Annotated in this window: 18 protein-coding genes; 9 read left to right on the top strand and 9 right to left on the bottom strand. The window is 62.6% G+C overall.

From position 1 onward, the window contains the following. Position 1: 1 nt before the first annotated feature. The 3 genes from M0D64_RS22750 to M0D64_RS22740 form a co-directional block, all read right to left on the bottom strand. The gene (locus tag M0D64_RS22750; protein ID WP_266259332.1) at positions 2 to 697 is read right to left on the bottom strand and encodes a 4-carboxy-4-hydroxy-2-oxoadipate aldolase/oxaloacetate decarboxylase; all 696 of its coding nucleotides are present in this window, start codon (positions 695 to 697) and stop codon (positions 2 to 4) included. Then, a complete protein-coding gene (locus M0D64_RS22745; protein ID WP_266259331.1) occupies positions 694 to 1,422 on the bottom strand; it encodes a PIG-L deacetylase family protein in 729 nt (242 codons plus the stop codon). The genes M0D64_RS22750 and M0D64_RS22745 overlap by 4 nt, the downstream gene beginning before the upstream one ends. A 240-nt stretch (positions 1,423 to 1,662) precedes the next feature. Next, the gene (locus M0D64_RS22740) at positions 1,663 to 3,834 is read right to left on the bottom strand and encodes a tetratricopeptide repeat protein (protein ID WP_266259330.1); all 2,172 of its coding nucleotides are present in this window, start codon (positions 3,832 to 3,834) and stop codon (positions 1,663 to 1,665) included. A 273-nt stretch (positions 3,835 to 4,107) separates the two neighbouring features. Here M0D64_RS22740 and M0D64_RS22735 point away from each other — a divergent pair, with 273 nt between their 5' ends. The 9 genes from M0D64_RS22735 to M0D64_RS22695 all read left to right on the top strand — a co-directional run bounded on the left by M0D64_RS22735 (position 4,108) and on the right by M0D64_RS22695 (position 13,433). Then, entirely contained in the window at positions 4,108 to 4,509 is a 402-nt protein-coding gene (locus M0D64_RS22735; RefSeq protein ID WP_266259329.1) for a DUF2946 domain-containing protein, read from the top strand. A gap of 83 nt (positions 4,510 to 4,592) precedes the next feature. Continuing rightward, the gene (locus tag M0D64_RS22730) at positions 4,593 to 6,974 is read left to right on the top strand and encodes a TonB-dependent receptor (RefSeq protein WP_266259328.1); all 2,382 of its coding nucleotides are present in this window, start codon (positions 4,593 to 4,595) and stop codon (positions 6,972 to 6,974) included. A 140-nt stretch (positions 6,975 to 7,114) separates the two neighbouring features. After that, positions 7,115 to 8,635, top strand: a complete 1,521-nt coding sequence (locus M0D64_RS22725) for a PepSY domain-containing protein (RefSeq protein WP_266259327.1) — start codon at positions 7,115 to 7,117, stop codon at positions 8,633 to 8,635. Between the two features lie 36 nt (positions 8,636 to 8,671). Next, positions 8,672 to 9,121 carry a copper chaperone PCu(A)C gene (locus M0D64_RS22720; protein WP_266259326.1) on the top strand — a complete coding sequence of 150 codons (450 nt, stop codon included), beginning with the start codon at positions 8,672 to 8,674 and terminating at the stop codon, positions 9,119 to 9,121. A gap of 159 nt (positions 9,122 to 9,280) precedes the next feature. Beyond that, positions 9,281 to 9,544 (top strand): DUF2282 domain-containing protein, encoded by a 264-nt coding sequence (locus M0D64_RS22715; protein ID WP_266259324.1) that lies wholly within the window; start codon positions 9,281 to 9,283, stop codon positions 9,542 to 9,544. Between the two features lie 34 nt (positions 9,545 to 9,578). Next, complete coding sequence (locus M0D64_RS22710) at positions 9,579 to 10,478, top strand: DUF692 domain-containing protein (RefSeq protein ID WP_266259323.1); 900 nt, start codon at positions 9,579 to 9,581, stop codon at positions 10,476 to 10,478. Then, complete coding sequence (locus M0D64_RS22705) at positions 10,462 to 11,349, top strand: DNA-binding domain-containing protein (protein ID WP_266259321.1); 888 nt, start codon at positions 10,462 to 10,464, stop codon at positions 11,347 to 11,349. Before M0D64_RS22710 ends, M0D64_RS22705 begins: the two co-directional genes overlap by 17 nt. A gap of 114 nt (positions 11,350 to 11,463) precedes the next feature. Then, positions 11,464 to 12,258 (top strand): DeoR/GlpR family DNA-binding transcription regulator, encoded by a 795-nt coding sequence (locus M0D64_RS22700; protein WP_266259319.1) that lies wholly within the window; start codon positions 11,464 to 11,466, stop codon positions 12,256 to 12,258. Next, positions 12,255 to 13,433: an MFS transporter gene (locus M0D64_RS22695; RefSeq protein ID WP_266259318.1), complete on the top strand. Its 1,179-nt coding sequence runs from the start codon at positions 12,255 to 12,257 to the stop codon at positions 13,431 to 13,433. The genes M0D64_RS22700 and M0D64_RS22695 overlap by 4 nt, the downstream gene beginning before the upstream one ends. Here the strand turns inward: M0D64_RS22695 and M0D64_RS22690 are convergent. The 6 genes from M0D64_RS22690 to M0D64_RS22665 all read right to left on the bottom strand — a co-directional run bounded on the left by M0D64_RS22690 (position 13,356) and on the right by M0D64_RS22665 (position 18,864). Further along, the gene (locus tag M0D64_RS22690; protein ID WP_266259317.1) at positions 13,356 to 14,249 is read right to left on the bottom strand and encodes a sterol desaturase family protein; all 894 of its coding nucleotides are present in this window, start codon (positions 14,247 to 14,249) and stop codon (positions 13,356 to 13,358) included. The genes M0D64_RS22695 and M0D64_RS22690 overlap by 78 nt on opposite strands. 34 nt (positions 14,250 to 14,283) lie before the next feature. Continuing rightward, positions 14,284 to 14,442 (bottom strand): hypothetical protein, encoded by a 159-nt coding sequence (locus M0D64_RS22685; RefSeq protein WP_266259316.1) that lies wholly within the window; start codon positions 14,440 to 14,442, stop codon positions 14,284 to 14,286. 14 nt (positions 14,443 to 14,456) lie between these two features. Beyond that, positions 14,457 to 15,167: an OmpA family protein gene (locus M0D64_RS22680; protein WP_171927371.1), complete on the bottom strand. Its 711-nt coding sequence runs from the start codon at positions 15,165 to 15,167 to the stop codon at positions 14,457 to 14,459. Between the two features lie 102 nt (positions 15,168 to 15,269). Next, positions 15,270 to 16,034: a flagellar motor protein gene (locus tag M0D64_RS22675; protein WP_154558485.1), complete on the bottom strand. Its 765-nt coding sequence runs from the start codon at positions 16,032 to 16,034 to the stop codon at positions 15,270 to 15,272. Positions 16,035 to 16,103: 69 nt separating this feature from the next. After that, on the bottom strand, positions 16,104 to 17,342 hold the full coding sequence (locus M0D64_RS22670; protein WP_266259315.1) for a Crp/Fnr family transcriptional regulator: 1,239 nt from the start codon (positions 17,340 to 17,342) through the stop codon (positions 16,104 to 16,106). 247 nt (positions 17,343 to 17,589) lie between these two features. Then, a complete protein-coding gene (locus tag M0D64_RS22665; protein ID WP_266259314.1) occupies positions 17,590 to 18,864 on the bottom strand; it encodes an aminotransferase class V-fold PLP-dependent enzyme in 1,275 nt (424 codons plus the stop codon). Positions 18,865 to 18,877: the final 13 nt, after the last annotated feature.

Below are 18,877 nucleotides of genomic sequence, written 5' to 3'. Positions count from 1 at the left end.
GTCAAAGATCTTCGGCCGAGACGACGTAGCGTAGGCCTTTTTGCGCGAGTTTCTCGCGCATCGCGTAGTAGTCGAGACCGAGCGCGCCGCCGGCCAGCGCAGCACGCGTCCTCTCTTCCTTCGCCATACGTGCTTGCGACGCCTGCGCGACACTCACCACGGTATCGAGCGGCACAACGACCACGCCGTCATCATCCGCAACGATGACATCGCCGGGATTCACGATCTGCTGCGCGCATACCACCGGAATATTCACCGAACCGAGCGTTTCCTTGACCGTGCCTTGCGCGGACACGGCCTTCGACCAGACTGGGAATTTCATTTCCCTGAGCGAGGCGACATCGCGACATCCCGCGTCGATGATCAGTCCGCGCACGCCGCGCGCCGCGAGCGAGGTCGCCAGCAGGTCGCCGAAATAGCCGTCCTCGCAGGGCGAAGTCGGCGCCACAACGAGAACGTCACCCTCGCGGCATTGCTCGACGGCAACATGCAGCATCCAGTTGTCCGACGGCGGCACCAGCACCGTCACCGCCGACCCCGCGATAGCCGGCCCCGAGTAGATCGGCCGCATGTAGGACGCAAGCAGGCCGAGACGGCTCTGCGCCTCGTGAACGGTGGCGGCGCCCGCATGCTGCAGCCCGGCCACGTCGCGCGGATCGGCGCGGCGGATAGTCGTCACCACGACGCCCCGCTTCATGCCAGATCTCCCGTCACGGCCGGCGTGATGCGCTGATAGCCTTCCGCGTATTGAATATCGCGCGTGGCCGTGATGCCGATATTGCGCTTGGCCTGCACGCCGCGTTGCAAGGCGACCCGCGTGTAGTAGTCCCACAGGTGCTCCTGGCCGGCCATGCACTCGATCGCGCGGCGTTTGGTGTCCCAGACCTCGGTGATATCGAGGAACGTATTGGGCATCCATTCGCATTGTTCCGTCTGATGCGGTTCGAACGCGTAGACGGGCGGCGCACCGACCACCTTCTGCCCGGGATTGTGACCTTCGGCCTGGGCGATGATCCGCGCTTCCTGCGCCACGTGCATAGCGAGCGGATGATCGAAGTTGTATGGGTCTTTCTGCGAATGACTCAACACGAACGCCGGCTGCAGTTCGCGGTATACATCGACAAGGCGCATCAGGGCCTCGTCCGACACGCGCAATGGGTAATCGCCGAGGTCGAAAAAATCGACTTCCGCACCGAGGATGTCCGCGGCCCGCTCGGCCTCCTCCCTGCGCGCCGCCTTGACCTTCCCGATCGTCATTTCGCCTTTGCGCCAGAGTTTGGCCGACTCTCCGCGCTCACCGAATGAGAGACACACGACCTTCGTACGGTATCCGTTTTTTTTGTGGAGAGCGATTGCGCCACCTGCTCGCCACACGAAATCGGCGCTATGCGCGCTCACCACCAACATCGCCTTGTCTGCCATTTCCAACCCACCCGTGTTCACTATGTGATGGGCACTATTGTAGGATTCGAAGGTGGCCAGGAAGCACCTAAAGGAGCGTGCAATGCTATCTAATCTGTTTATCGGAATGTATCGGAACCGCGCTGGCCCGGCATTTTTCCGCCAGAACGGGGCAGGAAGATTTCTTGACCCACATCCACCCGGACGCGCACCGTTTCTATGAAAAACTCTGCTTCGTTGCCAGTCACGAGGGTTGCAAGATCATTTTCTGGTGCTGCAGAGTTCGGTAGCCTTCTCAGCGGAAAACCGCTCCGCACACGCCCGCCGCACCCTCTCGACCGTCACGGACCAGCCTTCGCCCGCTGCCCGGCGGAACAGCCGCAGCGTGTGCGGATACCACGGCGAATCGTTGCGCTCGTGCATCCAGCGCCAGTCAATGTCTTTCTCCGGCAGCATCACCCAGCACGGTTTGCCCAGCGACGCGGCCAGATGCGCCGTGGACGTGTCCACGCAAATCACCAGATCGAGTTGCTCGATGATTGCGGCGCTGTCCGCGAAATCGTTCACCGCCGAGCCGAGTTCGAGCAGCGGTTGACCGGCCGGTGGGTTTTGCGCCTCATCCTCGCCCTGGCCTTTTTGCAGGCTGACGAAGCTCAGACCCGGCACGCTCCAGAGCGGCGCGAGCGTGGCCAACGTTGGAATCGACCGGTTTGCATCGTTATGGTGTTTCGCATTGCCTTTCCACACCAGCCCGACCTTGCGGCCGGGCGGCATGGTCTCGAGTATCGGCCGCCACTTTTCGACGAGCGACGGCTCAGCCGCAAGACGAACCGCGCGCGGAATCGTGTCCACCGTCGTACGCAAGTGGAGCGGCGCGCTCAACAGGCTCGTCCAGCAGTCGTATGTCGATGCGGCTACGCCGGCCAACGCCGTATCGTGATCGAGCACGGCATCGACGCCGTCCACCGTAGCCATCAGCCGGTGCAAGGCAGGCGCACACGCAAAGGCGATATGCCCGGCCCCTTGCGCCTTGAGCAAAGCGAAATAGCGGCTGAATTGAACCATGTCGCCGAGTCCGTCTTCCTGCCAGACCAGCAAGGACTTGCCGGCGAGCGTGTCGCCTTGCCACTGCGGACAGCTCAACATGGCGCGCGTCTTGTGATGCACGAAACCCGGCTGTTCATAGCGGCACTCATATAACCGCCAACCCTCTTCAAAGCGGCCCATGCCGAGCACCAGCACAGCCAGACCGAACCGGGCGTCGCCGTAATCGGGGCGTAGAGCGAGCGCCCGCAGGTAAGCGGCTTCGGCTTCCGGCAGCCGCTTGAGTTGCGCCAGCGCGGTCCCGACGTTGTAGTGAGCCTCGGCCAGATCGGGACGGAGCGCGAGCGCTTGTGCGAAGGCCTCGACCGCCTCCGGCAAACGGTCGAGCTGACGAAGCACGCAACCCAGGTTGTTGTGCGCGTGAACGATGTCGGGCCGACAGCGAATCGCCTCGCGGTAAGCCATTTCGGCCTCGGGCAGACGCTCCAGGCTGGCTAGCGCGAGGCCGAGGTTGTAGTGCGCCTCGGCATAGTCCGGGCGAAGCGCGATTGCCTCCCGGTACGCCGCCTCAGCCTCGGGCAGACGCTTGAGATCAGCCAGCACCGCACCGAGGTTGAGGTGCGCCTGGGCGTAGTCCGGGCGAATCGCCAGCGCGAGCCGGCAAGCCAACTCGGCCTCGGGTAGGCGGTACGTCGCCTTCAGCACACCGCCGAGGTTATTGAGCGCTTCAGGATACTGGGGCTTGATGGTCAGCGCCTGCCGGTATGCGGCGTCCGCCTCGGCAACGCGGCCGAGTTCCATCAGCACGTTGCCCAGGTTGTTGTGCGCCTCGGCGTGTTCCGGCAGCCCGATCAGCGCCTCGCGATAGGCCACTTCCGCCTCATGCAGGCGGCGCAGTTCGTGCAATACGATAGCCCGGTTGTAGTGCGCCTCCGCGTAGTCGGGGCGGATCGCGACCGCCTGACGATATGACGCCTCCGCCTCGTCCCTGTAGCCCATCCCGTAGAGCACGGTGCCGAGATTGTTGTGCGCGTCGGCCTGGCCGGGACGCAACGCGACCAGTTGCCGATAGACCGCCTTGGCCGCCGACAGGCGGCCGTGCGATTTGAGCAGCATGCCGAGACTGCTGTACACCTCGGCATAGTCGGGTTTTGCGCGCAGACACTGGCGCCAGTAGGTTTCCGCGTCGGACAGGTTGCCCATGCCGTACCAGCAGGCGCCGGCAATATTCAACGCGTCGGCCCGCGCGTCTTGCGCCACCTCGTCGTGCGGTTCGAGGATCGGCTTCACCAACGACCAGGCATCGGCGAATTGCCCGTTTTTGCAGAGCAATGCCGCCTGCTGATTGATGTCGGCTATCGAGGAGGCGCGCGTCTGCGTGGCGGTCATGAGTCGTGGTTACTGGTTGCGGTGGCGGTCGGGCCGGGTCAATCGTGTTTTGTGCACCCTGTCCGGCGTTTCGCGTTTCTGCGCGTCCACGCAGGGGGCGAAGCGCTGACAGGGAGAGCGGAACATTTACCACGCAGCTTAAGGGAAACGGTCAGGCTGTAACGCCCCGAAATGAGCGGGATTCGGCCTTCTAATCCAACGCTATAAACGGAATCACACGAGAAAAGACCGTGTGGCAGTGCTAGAATCGCCCGCGTCTTTACGTTCACCACCATGACTCCACGCTCCCATAACCGCATGACCGCATGGCTTGGCCTGATCGCCATGTGGCTTGTCGTGTTCGCGCCGGTCGTGAGTCAGATGCTGGTATCGAACCGCGCGAACGAGCCCTTCGCGGCGCTCTGTTCGGCGCTACAGCCGGCCAATCAGAGCCTGGTGAGCCAATCTACGCAGGCCAACCCGGCGCCTGTCCATCCCAGCCATGACGACGCCTTCGGCGCATGCGGCTACTGCCACCTGCTCCAGCATCACGTCGCCCTGCCGAGCGTCGCAGCCGTCGAACCGCCGCCCGCGCTCGCGCTTGCCGGCACTGTGCCGCCCGCCCTCTCCACCCGCTTCACGCCGCTCGGCGCGTTCCCGTCCGGACGCCCAAGAGGCCCGCCCGCCGTTTCCTGATCGCTGTTGTTCCTGATCGCGCATCTTGTCGCACCCGTTGAGGGGGCGCGCGATCGCCTGTTCAATGCATCAAGGAAACGTTCATGCTCAACTTCGCTTTGCGAAGGCTGCCCTTTTGCGCCCGGCGCGGCGCTCGGCGCATTCCATCCGGCCTGCGGCCGCTGTCGTCGCTGTCGTATTTCCCAGCGCTAATTCCGGCCTTCGCACCGGCATTTATCGCCTCCCCGGCTCACGCGGATAGCGCGCCCGCCGACGCCACGCTGCCTGCTGTTAGCGTCACCGCCAATGCCAATACCGTCGCCGCCCCGCGCGCCGTCGACCCTGACCTGCCGGCCTCGGTCGAGACCGTGACGCGCGGACAGTTCGACAACTGGAACATCGTCAACACCGAAGACGTGTTGAAGTACATGCCGAACCTTGCCGTGCGCAAGCGCTTTATCGGCGATCTGAACTCGATCATCGCCGTACGCGGCACCAGCAATACGCAGAGCGCACGCGGCCTCGTCTACGCGGACGGTCTGCTGCTCAGCAATCTGCTGGGCAACAGTTATTCGTTCCCGCCGCGCTGGTCGATGGTGTTTCCCGACGAGATCCAGCAGGTCGACGTGATCTACGGCCCGTTTTCCGCGCTCTATCCGGGCAATTCGCTAGGCGCCACGGTACTCATCAGCACCCGCATGCCGAAGAAGTTCGAAGCCGAAGCCGACGTCAAAGCCTTCACCCAGCACTTCAGCCTGTTCGGTGTGAATCAGAATTTCAACGGCAGCGAGACGAGCGCGTCGATCGGCGATCAGATCGGGAAGTTCTCGTATCGGTTGGGCGTGAATCACCTTGAGAACACGAGCCAGCCGCTGCAATTCGCCTCGCTGGCGAAGTCGAGTACGCCCGCGAAGGCCGGCGACACGCCGGTGACCGGCGCTTACTTCTACAACAACCAGACCAACACGCCGACCGCGGTGCTCAGCGTGAACGGCGAAGGAATCGAACACACGGTGCAGGACCAGTTCAAGCTGAAGATGCAGTACGACTTCACGCCGACACTGCAGGCCGCCTTCACGCTCGGCTACTGGCACCAGACCTATAACAGCACGACGTCGAGTTTCCTGCGCGACGCGAACGGCAACCCGGTATACAGCGGCAAGGCCGCGATCGGCGGCTACGAGTACACGATTCCGGCTGCCGCTCTCGCCCCGAGTCTCGGCCACAGCGAGAACTGGCTATACGGGCTCACGCTGAAAACCCGCAACGCCACCGGCTGGAACGGCGAAGCGATCGCTTCGTACTACGACGTCGGCAATAGCGTGGCGCGCACCGCGAATTCGGGTGCACCGGGCAACGGCCCCGGCACGGTGATCTTTGGCGACGGTACCGGCTGGAAAACGCTCGATCTGCGCACCACCTACACACCCGTCACGCCGCAAGCGGGCCTGACGAGTCACGCGCTGAGCTTCGGCTATCACTACGACAACTATTTCCTCGACAACGAGAGCTACAACACGCTGAACTGGCGCGACGGTGCGGCGACGTCGTTTGCCAATGCATTCAAGGGCAAGACGCAGACTCAGGCGCTGTATGCCCAGGATGCATGGCACTTTCTGCCGCGCTGGAAGCTGGTCTACGGCGTACGGTACGAAGACTGGCAAGCCTATGGCGGCTCGCAGGCGCTGCCCGGCAAAGCCTTTCCGTACAGCGACGCGAACCAGCATCATTTTTCGCCGAAAGCCTCGCTGTCGTTCGACGTCACCGACGATCTGAGCTTGCGTGCATCGATTGGCCGCGCCTATCGGTTTCCGACGGTGGGCGAGATGTTCCAGGGGCAAATCAACGGCTCGTCGGTCATCAACAACAATCCGAATCTGAAGCCCGAAGACGATCTCTCGAAGGAGTTGACCGCTGAATGGGCTCACTGGAATGGCGTGTTCCGTTTCTCGCTGTTTCAGGACGACGTGAAGAACACGATCTTCAGTCAGACCGATACGACGGTGATTCCGAACGTGACGAATTTCCAGAACATCGGCAAGGTGCGCTCGCGTGGCGTCGAAACCAGCTACTCAGGACAGGATGTATTCGTGCGCGGTCTCGATCTGCTTGCGAGCGTGGCGTACACGCAGTCGAAGATCATCGCCAATGCGCAGAACCCGGCGACCGTCGGCAAGTACTTCTATCGGATTCCGCTGTGGCGCGCGAATCTCGCGGCGACGTATCACATCGACGAACGTGCGGCGCTCACGCTCGCCGCGCGCTACTCCGGCCGCGAATACAACACGCTCACCAATACCGACACGAATCCCGATGTATTCGGCGGCACCAGTTCGTACACGGTGGCGGACGCGAAGTTCACGTTCAAGCCGACCAAATTGAGTGAAGTCGGCATCGGCGTCGACAACCTGTTTGACGCGCGCTATTTCGTCTATCACCCGTATCCGGGCCGCACGTTCTACGTCGAAGCGAAGTTGCGTATGTGAACACGCGATTGGCATGCGCGGTTTGCGCTCGCCCGGTACTCGACGTGCTCGTCTTGTACTCGACGCGCTCGCGAGTTGCAAACCAGCGCATGCATCGCTGCGCAAACCGATCGACCCATTTTTTGCTTCAGGAGGATTGAATGTCCACCACCACCGCTCAACGCGCGACCTCGGCAACTGGCGCCGCGAACGCCGGCTACCGGACGCTCTGGCGCTGGCACTTTTACGCGGGTCTCTTTGTGATGCCGTTTCTGGTGGTGCTTGCGATCACCGGCACGCTATATTGCTTCCAGCCACAAATCGAGCCGCTGCTTTACCCGCACCGCCTGATCGTCGAACCGCAATCCACACCCAGGCTGACTGAAGACGCATTGCTTGCCAAAGCCCGCGCGGCGATGCCGGCCGATGCGCGCGCGGTGACGGCGCCTATCGCGAGCGCGTCGGACCGCAGCACGGAGTTCATCTTTCGCCTAGCCGATGGCGAAAAACAGAGCGTCTATCTGAACCCATACAGCGGCGAAGTATTGGGCACGCTGAGCGTCGAGCGTCGCTTCATGCAGGTGGACCGCATGCTTCACCGTAAGCTGCTGCTCGGCAAACCAGGCGAGTTGCTGATGGAGTTGGCCGCGTGCTGGACGCTGGTGATGATCGGCACCGGCATCGCACTCTGGTGGCCGCGCGAGAAGACTACTGCGCGCGCGGCGCTGGTGCCGCGTTTCTCGCTGCAAGGACGCGCGCTTTGGAAGAATCTTCATGCCGTGATGGGTATCTGGCTCGCGCTCGGCGCGCTCATCTTCGTGCTGAGCGGTCTGCCGTGGACAGGCTCATGGGGTAGGCAGTTCAAGGCGCTCGCGAGCGCCGCCAATCTTGGCGCGCCGCCGGGTTCGTGGGGCGGCTTGCCGTTGCGTTCCGCGATGCCGGGGATGAGCGCCGGTGAGCATGCGGGTGTTGCCGATACACGCGCTGAAACGCACACGGCTCACAGAGCGAACGGAGCCCACGCATCAAGCAATGAACACGGCGCGCACGAAGCGAACATGGACTCGATGCCGGGCATGGTGATGGACGATCTGCCGTTGCCGCTCACGCCATGGGCCGTCGGCAACACGCCGGTGCCGCAATCCGCCGATGCACACGCGGCGCAAGCGCTGCCGCTCGGGCGCATCGTTGCTCTCGTCGCATCGCTCGGCGTCCCGGGCGGTTACGACATCGTGCTGCCTGCATCCGCTACAGGCGTCTACACCGTCTCGTACTTTCCCTCCGATCCGAAAGACGAGCGCACGCTGTACATCGACCAATACAGCGGCACGGTGCTGAAAGACATCCGTTACGGCGATTACGGCGCGGTGTCGAAGGCCGTCTCGTACGGCACATCGTTGCATATGGGCCGCTATTTCGGCGTCGCCAATCAGATTCTCTGTGCCGCGATTTCGCTTGGGCTCGCGGGAATGGCCGTGACCGGTTGCGTGATGTGGTGGAAACGTCGGCCGCAGCGCTCACTCGGCGCACCGTCGCGCGAACGCGCCGCGCCACCGATGCGTGGCTGGAAAACCGGCCTCGTTCTGCTCGGCATCGTCTTCCCATTGATGGGCGCCACGCTGCTCGCGGTGTGGCTCGCCGATCGCACGATTTTTGGCCGCGCCATGCGGCAATCTGCTTAACGCTTCATTTCCGCCGTTAGAACCAAAGAGCACATCATGAAGACATCACGCAAACTTTTACTCGCCGCCTTGCTGTGCGGTTCATCCATTCAGGCCTTCGCGGGTGCCGCTGCAACCGCGAGCGTATCCGACTGCTGGATCCGCGCGCTGCCGGGTGACCTGCCATCGGGTGGCTATTTCAAGGCCAGTAATGCGGGTGATCAACCGGTCAATCTCGTCGGCATCAGCACTGAAGCTTTCGGCATGGCCATGCTGCATCAGACGCAAAGTCAGGGCAGCACGTCTTCCATGGCGATGGTCCATCAGGTAGCGGTGCCCGCGCACGGCTTGCTCGTCTTTGCACCGGGCAACTATCACGTGATGCTGGAGCATCCGAAACAGCCGCTCAAGATCGGCACGACGATCCCGCTGACGTTCTCGTTCAGCGACGGCGAGAAAATCACCGCCGCCTGTGCCGTAAAAAGCGCGAGTACGATGAGCCAGTAACATGCCGGATAATCAATGCGGCAAGCTTAAAATCGCCTTACACATGACCCCGGCGCGGCGAATCAGGCGCACCGCATCGGCCCCGAGGCAGCCCATGCCGAAGCGACACTTGCAATGGTGCGGCGTGCGATCCACCGCCGCTTACTCAGGAGAAGCAAATTGAACTCGAAACTTAGCCGGCCGGCATTGATCGCCGCTGCCCTCGCAGGACTCGCGGCCACCGGGATCGGCGCAGCGCATGCGGACGAGAAGGTTCAGTGCTTTGGCATCGCCAAGGCCGGTCAGAATGACTGCGCGAGCAAGACCGGTGTGCACGGCTGCGCCGGTGAGGCCAAGGTCGACAACGACAAAGGCGACTTCAAGACCGTGCCGAAAGGAACCTGCAAGAAGATGGGCGGCAAGATCGACGCACAGCATTCCTGATGCCAATGCGGCGATCCTGTGCCAGTCGATGCCTATGATGCATCCCCTCGTCCCTTCTGCCTGCGCGCCGCCCGGCATCGGTATCGGGTTACGCCATGCCCATTACCGCGACTTCCTCCGTGCTACGCCGGCGGTCGACTGGGTCGAGGTACACAGTGAAAACTATTTCGGCGACGGCGGCTTCGACCTGCACGTGCTCGACACCGTGCGACGCGACCTGCCCATCAGTTTGCACGGGGTCGGTCTCGGCCTTGGCTCGGCGAAGCCACTCGACGCAGTACACGTTGCGAAGCTCAAACGTCTGATCGAGCGGATCGAGCCGGCTGTCGTCTCCGAACATCTTTGCTGGGGCGCGACATCGGCCGGCCATCTGAACGATCTTTTGCCGATGCCTTTGACTGAGGCAGCGCTCGCGCTGCTCGCTTCGAGTGTCAGCGAATTGCAGGATGCGCTCGGGTGGCCCGTTCTACTGGAAAACGTCTCCACCTACGTTCGATTCCGCGACGATCAGTACAGCGAGACGGCATTCCTTGCCGAACTCGCGTCACGCACGGGTTGCGGCGTATTGCTCGACGTGAACAACCTGTATGTGAACCAATGCAATCATGGAGAGGACGCCATCGCGGCCATGAACGCACTGGCGATCGGCACGATTGGCGAGATTCATCTTGCAGGTCATCGCGTGACGGACATCGCCGTCGTCGACGATCACGGTTCGCCTGTCACCAACGAAGTCTGGGCAGTCTATGAATACGCACTGCAGCGGTTCGGCACGATACCGGCGCTGATCGAGTGGGATACCGATATACCGGCGTTAAGCGTCATGCTCGATGAAGCCAGCCGCGCCCGTGATATCCAGAAAACCGTTCACGCCAGGCGCTCGGCCCTCACCCCTTCGACTCAACACGACGCCGGCGATGCGCACGTCGCTTGAGTCACTGCAGCGCATGTTCGCCGAATCGCTGGAGGGCGAACAGCGACCTGTGCTTTCGCAACTGCAATACACGGGACGCGGAGTCGATCACGCGCAAGGTCGCGCCGACAGCCCTGCATGCGTCGCTGAACAAACACCACGCTGCAACGGCAACGGCAATGGCGCCGAACTCGCGGACAATCTGCGCCAGCGCGTCGACCTGTATCGGAGCAGCATTCGCGCTAATCGGCGGACTGCACTCGCGAGCGCCTATCCCGTCTTGTTGGCGCTAGTCGGCGAAGACTACTTCGATGCACTGTCAGTGGCCTACGCGCAAGCACATCCGTCACAGAGCGGCGACCTCAATCGCTTCGGCGCAGCGCTACCGGCTTTCATCGAAACCTACGAACAGGCCCCCCGTTTCCGTTATTTCGCCAACCTCGCGCGTCTCGAATGGTCGCTGCATCTGGCCTACTTTGCCGCGGACGCCAACGTGCTTACGCAAGCGGAATGGACCGTCATCCGTCCCGAAGATTTACTCGAAGCGAAACTGGCCGTGCATCCCGCCTGCGCGCTCTTCTCCTCGCGCTATGCGATCGCCGAGATCTGGACTGCGCATCAGCCGGGTGGCTCCTTTCCGGCAGATCTCGAGTCACCGACCTATGCACTGGTTGTGCGACCGCAATGGCGGCCGCAGATACTCGTTCAAAGCGCCGCCGCACATGCGGCCTTCGATGCGTTGCAACGCGGAGCGACGCTCAATGAAGCGCTCGACTCGGCATTTGCAATCGATGCCGAATTCAATTTCACGTCGCAATGGCGCGCGTGGATCGCGGCCTCGGCGATTACCGGCCTCCAGCCCGGTACGCAGACCGCCCAGCCAGCGCCTTAACGACCTGCCGAACCGTCCATTCAGAAGAATTTCGATTGCACCGTTGCTCACTCTGCACGTTTACGTTAAATTATGCTCGATTATGCTCGTTTGGCAATCGAGCAAGGTGAAGTCATGCAACGAACGCGACAGGACGCAATGGACGGGCTTCTGCCCGAGGAACGGGAGCGGCTGATTCTGGAACGGCTGCAGGCGCAGGGCCGCGTATTGGCATCCGAACTCGCTGCCGAACTCCAAACATCCGAACATACCGTCCGCCGTCACTTGCGCGAGCTGGCCGATCAGGGCCATTGCAAGCGCGTGTACGGCGGCGCCCTGCTGATCTCGCCAGCCGGCGTAGACGCCTCGGTCCGCATGCACGAAGCCGTGGATCGGAAGGCCTCTCTCGCGGTCGTCGCTGCGTCCATCGTCCGGCCCAAGCAGATCATTTTGCTGGACACCGGATCGACCAACGTCGCGATTGCCGCAGCGCTCCCGGACAACGCGGATTTAACCGTCGTGACGAACTCGCCTGAGGCTTGCGCGCGCCTCCTGAACCGGCCAGGCTTCGACATCATTCTTATCGGCGGGCGCATCGCGCAGCACGCAGCCGGCGCGACCGGCGCCACCGCCTTGCTGCAGATCCAGCAGATCAAGGCCGACCTTTGCTTTCTGGGTGCGTGTGCGTTCGATCCAGACGAAGGGGTCGCCGCATTCGACGCCGAAGAAGCCGAACTCAAACGGGCGATGGTGCAGGCAAGCAGCCAGGTCGCCATCGCCGTGACGTCGGAAAAACTGATGACCGCTGCGCCGTTTTACGTTGCGCCAGCGCGCGCCGTGGACCATCTGTTCGTCGAAGCGGATGTGACGGCCGAGCGGCGCGCCCAACTCGCAGCGGTGTGCGACAACGTGATGATGGCGCGCTCATGAAAGTACTCGCTAATCCCGTCAGCACACCGCTCATGAAACCGCTCAAGGAGCGGGTGGCCACCCTCGGCGTGTTTCTCGCCAACGGATTCGGGATCGGCGCCTGGGCAGTCGAAGTGCCACGCATCAAGGAAAGCCTGTCGCTCAGCGACACTTCGTTGGGGATCGCGTTGTTCGCCTTTGCGCTGGGGGCCATCATCGCGATGCCGCTGGCCGGACAGTTGGCGCCGCGCTTCGGCAGCGGCCGGGCCACCGCGCTGCTCGGCGCGGCGTTTGTCGTGGCGCTGCCGCTCCCCGTCTTCGCGCCGAACCTGGCGACGCTGTGCATCGTGCTCCTCGCGCTCGGTGCGGCGAACGGCGCGCTCGACGTCTCGATGAACGGCCACGCCAGCACGATCGAAACGCAATGGAAGTCGCCCATCATGTCGTCGTTTCATGCGGCGTGGAGTGCGGGCGGCCTGCTCGGCGCGGCGACGGGCGCCATGCTTCAGAAAGGCGGCGTCGGCGTGATAGGCGGTCTCGTGCTGCCGGACGTGTTCATCGCCGTCCTCATGGCCGCCGCCGCGGTGCTCGCGTTGCGCGATCTCGGTCCGCGCGCGGCCGTGTCCTCCAGCGGCTTCGCGTTGCCCAACGCCAAAGTGATGAAACTTGCCCTGCTCGCGTTCCTTTGCATGATGGTGGAAGGCGCGGTGGCCGACTGGAGCGCGGTGTATTTGCGCGCTACCTTGAGCGAAGCGGCCAGCGTCGCGGCAGTCGGCTATTCTGCGTTTGCGTTCTCGATGGCGGCTTGCCGCATCGTCGGCGACGTGTCCGTGCGGCGCTTCGGTTCGAGCAAGGTGATCGGCTTCGGCGGCCTGCTGGCGGCGGCCGGACTCGCGCTGGTGTTGAGCCTGCCGACCGTGCTCACGGCTTGCGTGGGCTTTGCCATGGTCGGCGTCGGCCTCGCGAATATCGTCCCGGTGATTTTCAGCGCGGCGGGCCGCTCGACTGTTACACCGGCTGTCGGTGTTTCGATGGCGGCCACTGCAGGTTATGCCGGCTTCCTGGTCGGTCCGCCGTTGATCGGACTCGGCGCGGGTTTGCTTGGCTTGCGCGTAGCGCTATGCGTGCTCGTCGTGGCCACCATGATCGTCTGTTTGACGGGCGGCAAAGCGGTGCGCGGCGCGAGCGTTGCCTAGAATACGCCCGGCTTGCGAGCGCAGCGGCCAGCTCAGCGCACCCAGCAGCGAACGCGGTTGCGCGCCGTCGTGCAGACCGGTGGCCGGCCATTCGTGCTTCGAGGGCACCCAGAGCGTGCCGAACAGGTGGTCCCACAGCGGCAGCAGTTGCGTGAAGTTGTGGTCGAAATGCTCGGTGCGGTTCGAGTGATGCAGGCGGTGGTATTGCGGATTGTTGACCCACGTCGTGAAGCGGCCCAGGTCGATGCGCAGGTTCATGTGCGCGAAATAATTGGCGAACATGAAAATGACCGCCGTGACGCCAACGATCCACGGCTCGACCTTGAACAACACGCCGACCACCGGATAGAGCAGGCAGCCCTTGAGGAGCACCTCGAACCAGTGATGCCTGAACGTCACCGTGACATTGAGTTCGGCAGCACTGTGGTGCAGTGAGTGCAGCTTCCACAGCACGGGCCATGCATGCTGCAAGCGGTGAAATGCATATTCCAGAACATCGAACGTCAACAGCACGACCACCATGGAAGCCAGCGCGCCCCACCCCCGCGAAGCCAGCACGACCCAGCCGCCGCCAAGCGCATTGATGATCGCGACGCTGGCCATCGCCATGAGCGGCCGCATGGCTTCCGCGAGCGCCATATACAGTGCCGCGTAGACGACGTTAAAGCGCATCCCGGCGCGCGACTGCAGCAACTCGGCCGGCCAGCGCCGCTCCAGCGCCGCGCCCACGCCCATCATCACCAGGGCGAGCGCGAAGCCGCCCAGCCAGTGCCGCACGTGGTTCAGCAGTTCAGGAAACTGGCCCGACGCAAACATGGAATTCCCCGGTAAATGCGGTTCGCTCGATCGCTTAGCCACCCGACATGGCGGTCATGGTCGGGAGCAACGGCCGCGCGACCTGGATCGCCGACGGGCCGACCAGCCCAGCCAGAAGCGTCGGGAAAATGAAAAGCATCAGCGGAAAGAGCCGCTTTAACGCGATCTTCGCAGCCTGCTCTTCGGCGTGCAAGCGCCGTTTGCCACTCAATATTCCACGAGGATGGTGACGCGGCGATTCGCTGCGCGCGCTGCGGCATCGTCGCCGATGATCAGGGGGAAGTTGTCCGCCCTGCCGATGGCGGCCATTCTGTGAGGTTCGATGCCCTTGTCGGCGAAGAATCGAACCACGGCGCCGGCCCGTGCCGACGACAGTTCCCAGTTGGATTCATATTTCGCTGTCGATATCGGCACATTGTCCGTGTGCCCCTCGACGAGGATGTTGTTCTTCGAGCGATCGCGCAGCACCCCCGCGATCTGATCCAGAACATCGAACGACTCCGGCAACAAGCGCGCGTCGCCCGAGTTGAAGAGAATTTTCGCGTTGATGGCGATTTCCACGCCTTGGGAGGCATTCGAAATCGTGATCTGCCGATTGTCCTGAAGCGGCGCCAGCAACGAAAGAAGCTGCCGTCTCGCGGCTTCCGGTGCGCCGGGCACGGCGACCTGCCCGTGGGTACTGCCGGTGGCCGCCTCCGCTTTCACCTCGCGGCGCTCGAGCATCCTGACTTCGAGTTCCCGGTTCTTCGCCAACTGCAGCGCGTAGAGCGCCAGGAACAGCACCATCAGCGTGGTGATGAGGTCCGCGTAGGAGATCAACCAGCGCCCGGATTGCGCCTCGCCATCGCCGTCGTCATCGTCGCGGTGGTAGCCCGTCTTGTCCGCCGCAAGGCGCTTGTTACCCGAGGAGATAGTCATGCTCGAAACGTCTGCTTCCGAATTGCGTTTGAATGAGCGCCTCGCGCGTTATCGCCAACCGATCGAGGCCGGCTATCCCTGGTTATGCCAGGCTATCCCAGGTTATCCCAGCAACTCAGCCGATCGTTCCCGGACGTCGCCCGCGAGCCGGGTTTCGATCGTATGGGGCGACTCCTTGCGCGAAATCGCGAGCAAGCCATCGAGGTACAAACGTCTGAACCGCAATTCGCTATCCACCTGTGCCCTGATCTTTCCGTACAGGGGCAGAAAAACCAGATTCGCCAACGCGAGACCGTACAGCGTCGCAACAAATGCGACCGCAATACCTTGCCCGAGTTGTGCCGGCTCGAGCATATGGCCCGTGACCTGAATCAAGCCGAGCACCGCCCCCAGAATGCCGAACGTCGGCGCATAACCGCCAGCCTGCTGCCATATCCGGGCGGCCGCCATGTGGTTGCGCTCATAGGCATCCAGTTCCCGTTGCAAGGCGTCTTCGAGCACCGCCGTCGACACCCCGTTGGCCAGAAGCTCCAGGCCTCGTTTGGCAAACGGGTTAATCCCGGCCGCCTCGATCGACTCGAACACGAGCATGCCGTTCAGCTTCGCCTGATCGCCCCACTCGAGCAGGACCGACAAGCTTTGCCGGTCGACCTGCCGCGCTTTCACGAACGCGAGCCGCAGTTGCTTCATGCCGTCATAAAACCTCGCCCACGTGTTCTGGATCATCACCGCGCCGAAGGTGCCGCCCAAAACGATGACGAACGCCTCCAGCTGAAACAGCGAGGTGAAATGACCACCCTCGAGCGAAAATCCGGCCACGATGGCGGTCACGCCGAACAGCGCGCCAAATAGCGTCAAAAGATCCATACATCCTCTCGAACGGCTGCCCCAGTGATCGGACCGGACCTGAAAGCATCCGTGGTCCGACCATCAGGCTCAGGCATCCACGTTGGAAAGCGGCGCGGCAGCCGGCGATTTGATCGCGCGCACGGTCTCGATGAAGCGTTCCTCGATTTCCGCGATCTCGAGCGGATCGATCTTGATCTCGCGGCGCATGACCCACGACACCTCCTTCTTGCGCGCCTCGGTCATCACCGAGAACAGGCGATCGGAAATCGGCTCGCCGGTCACGGCGGAAAGCAGTTTCGCGAGGTCATAGGTGTCGAAAGCGCTTATGGCTTCGAACAAGGTTCGCTGGTCGACGAACTCCAGATCGGCCAGCGACTTCAGTTCGCTCGCGCCACGGGGAGCACGCCGGGAAAAATACGTGATGCCCTTTTCCTCGACGTAATTCAACACCTTGGTCTTGCGAAACGCGAAGATGTCTTCGGCGATTTCCGCATGCGAGAGCTTGTTGAGAATCAGATTCTTCTCGACGCCGATCAGGGCTTCCAGGTCGGCCAATTCGATCAGTTCCAGTTCGCTGTTGATCGACACGTCGAGATCGTGGTCCGCTACCTGCTGGGCTCGTTCCGTGATCCGCACGGGATCGAAGGTCACGAGCTGCCGGCCGGCTGCGCCGTCCTGCGCCGAATAGCGCGCCGACAGCGTGCTCAGGCGATCGGAGCGGCCCGGTTCGAGCGTGACGAGGTTGAGTTTTTCCATGCGCTTGAGCATCGCCATCACATGCGGACGGGAATGACCGGCAATCGCATGGCACTTCTTGATGACTTCGGGCAGGGGCACCGAGCACTCCTCCCCTTGAGCGCGGCGCGCGCGTCCATCCACCCGGTCTGCGCTCTCAATACCCGCCATCAGCGACAGAACATGCGCGTAGGAGAGAACCCCTGGCAGAAAATCAGCGTGCGTATTGGTGGCGAGGACATCGTCCTTCTTCTTCACGCGTCGAATCATCGTGCGCACGATATGACGCAGCAGCGGCGATACGCGCTCGAGTTCCTCTTCCACTACGCTTGCCGCGATGACGGTCAATTGACAGAAGCTTATTGCTTTCGCAGTGTGCGCTCGTGGTTCGGCCGGCAACAACGAGGCCTCGCCAAAAAACTCGCCCTTGCCGAGCGTGGCGAGAATGACCTTCTTTTCGTCGCATTGAGTGGAGATTTCGACTTTGCCGTCTGCGATCACGTAGATGACGGCGTCGCCTGCGAAGCCTTCGGAATAGATGACTTCGCCCGGAGCCGCTGCGCGCGACCATGGCGATCGTTGTTGATTCAAAATTCAATCCCCCGTAGAGCTATTGCCTCGCGCATCCCGCGTCTTCATGAGGCACGGGTATGTGCGATGGTCCTGACTTATTTGACTGGATAACGACATGCAAAACGCAAATCTTTAACCCTCTCAATCGTCAGACGTAATCGTGCAAATAGCGCAAACGTTTGGCAGGCCATGTGCCTACCTAAGGGATAGGTACTCCTGGGCGGGCTTCGTCCGCGGTGCGATGCACACGACCCGGCCCCGCGCCTTACAGTGTCGTCAGCGCTTCTGTAATAGAAAGAAAGCGTTCGACGTCGCTGGGTGCATGACAGTGCAGCGGCGAAATTCGCACCGCGCCCGCCAGATTGAACGACTTCAGCATGCGGCCGGAGTACAGACTCGAGGCGATCCGCTCGTAGACGATCACGCCGCGCTTCTCGTACTCGCGCACCGCGTCGGTCGGGTTCAGATTCGCGAAGCCGATACCCAGGATCAGGTCGCGCCTCGTGAGATCGGCATGATCCCAGAACACCTCCACGCCATCGAGTCGTCGCAAACCGCGCCGCCCACCCTGGCCGTCGAGCAGCGCCGCCAGCAGCGCGCGCTCATGCAACTCGATGCGCTTCATCCCCTCCACGAAAAGCTCGCGGCGCGTATCGGCATCGCTGAACTGGCCACCGATCCACGTCACGTACTCGACGATCTCGGTCACGACCGCGAACTGCGCGGGCGCCGGGCTCCCGAGTTCCCACACGCCTTCCTGCTTCGCGTCGAGGCGGTGATGCGGCAGAGCGGCCGCACGCGGCGACAGCCACGAAATGCCGGAGCCGCGGCAACCAAAAAACTTGTAGGGCGCGAAATTGATGCCGTCGACCGGTGTCTTCTGCAGGTCGATGACGCCATGCGGCGCGTGCTGGACCGCATCCACCACGATGAAGAGTCCGGGCTTCTTTTCGCGCGCGCGCTCGACAAGCGTCGCGATGTCGAACTTGGCGCCGGAAATATTCGACGCGTACATCACGCTGAGCAGCGCCGTGTCCGCGTCGATCAACGACAGAATCGCATCCACGTCCACGCCGCCCGTCTCCGGATTGCTGGGCGCAACACGCAACGACTTGCCCGTGCGGTGCGCGTAGTACGTCATCGCGTCGAAAGAAGACGGATGTTCGAGGATCGTCGTGACGGCGTTCGTGCCCGGCACGTTTTCCATGATCGCGCGCACCATGTCGAACATCGCGCCCGACGCGGTCAACGATGGGTAGATGCTGCCGTCCTTTGCGTTGAGGATCGTGCGGATGTCCGCCTCGCCGCGCGCCTGAACGTCCTGAAGATGGCGTGCGCGCGCGTGGATGCGCTCCGGGCAATCGGGCAGCGCATCGATTCGCGCGAACGCGTCGACGGCCGCCTTGAGGCGGAACGAGCCACCCGCGTTGTCGAAGAAGAGTCGCTCGCTCCCGTCGATGTCGTGGTCGACATGGTGGAAACGCGCCTTGATCTCCCGCATCAACGATTCGGAAAAGAACTCGCCTTGATTACTGCTCATCTGGATGCTCCTG

The organism is Paraburkholderia sp. WS6 (assembly GCF_030464835.1).
In the GTDB taxonomy this organism is placed as follows: domain Bacteria; phylum Pseudomonadota; class Gammaproteobacteria; order Burkholderiales; family Burkholderiaceae; genus Paraburkholderia; species Paraburkholderia madseniana.
Note: the sequence above shows the minus strand (reverse complement) of the source record. Positions and strands in the feature narration are given on the sequence as shown.

Excerpts from the sequence above, each read along its gene's own strand:
- M0D64_RS22695 (WP_266259318.1), top strand. The coding sequence starts at position 12,255 with ATGAAAGTACTCGCTAATCCCGTCAGCACACCGCTCATGAAACCGCTC.
- M0D64_RS22690 (WP_266259317.1), bottom strand. The coding sequence starts at position 14,249 with ATGTTTGCGTCGGGCCAGTTTCCTGAACTGCTGAACCACGTGCGGCAC.
- M0D64_RS22700 (WP_266259319.1), top strand. The coding sequence starts at position 11,464 with ATGCAACGAACGCGACAGGACGCAATGGACGGGCTTCTGCCCGAGGAA.
- M0D64_RS22665 (WP_266259314.1), bottom strand. The coding sequence starts at position 18,864 with ATGAGCAGTAATCAAGGCGAGTTCTTTTCCGAATCGTTGATGCGGGAG.
- M0D64_RS22725 (WP_266259327.1), top strand. The coding sequence starts at position 7,115 with ATGTCCACCACCACCGCTCAACGCGCGACCTCGGCAACTGGCGCCGCG.
- M0D64_RS22750 (WP_266259332.1), bottom strand. The coding sequence starts at position 697 with ATGAAGCGGGGCGTCGTGGTGACGACTATCCGCCGCGCCGATCCGCGC.
- M0D64_RS22710 (WP_266259323.1), top strand. The coding sequence starts at position 9,579 with ATGATGCATCCCCTCGTCCCTTCTGCCTGCGCGCCGCCCGGCATCGGT.
- M0D64_RS22675 (WP_154558485.1), bottom strand. The coding sequence starts at position 16,034 with ATGGATCTTTTGACGCTATTTGGCGCGCTGTTCGGCGTGACCGCCATC.
- M0D64_RS22680 (WP_171927371.1), bottom strand. The coding sequence starts at position 15,167 with ATGACTATCTCCTCGGGTAACAAGCGCCTTGCGGCGGACAAGACGGGC.
- M0D64_RS22730 (WP_266259328.1), top strand. The coding sequence starts at position 4,593 with ATGCTCAACTTCGCTTTGCGAAGGCTGCCCTTTTGCGCCCGGCGCGGC.
- M0D64_RS22740 (WP_266259330.1), bottom strand. The coding sequence starts at position 3,834 with ATGACCGCCACGCAGACGCGCGCCTCCTCGATAGCCGACATCAATCAG.
- M0D64_RS22705 (WP_266259321.1), top strand. The coding sequence starts at position 10,462 with ATGCGCACGTCGCTTGAGTCACTGCAGCGCATGTTCGCCGAATCGCTG.
- M0D64_RS22745 (WP_266259331.1), bottom strand. The coding sequence starts at position 1,422 with ATGGCAGACAAGGCGATGTTGGTGGTGAGCGCGCATAGCGCCGATTTC.
- M0D64_RS22735 (WP_266259329.1), top strand. The coding sequence starts at position 4,108 with ATGACTCCACGCTCCCATAACCGCATGACCGCATGGCTTGGCCTGATC.
- M0D64_RS22720 (WP_266259326.1), top strand. The coding sequence starts at position 8,672 with ATGAAGACATCACGCAAACTTTTACTCGCCGCCTTGCTGTGCGGTTCA.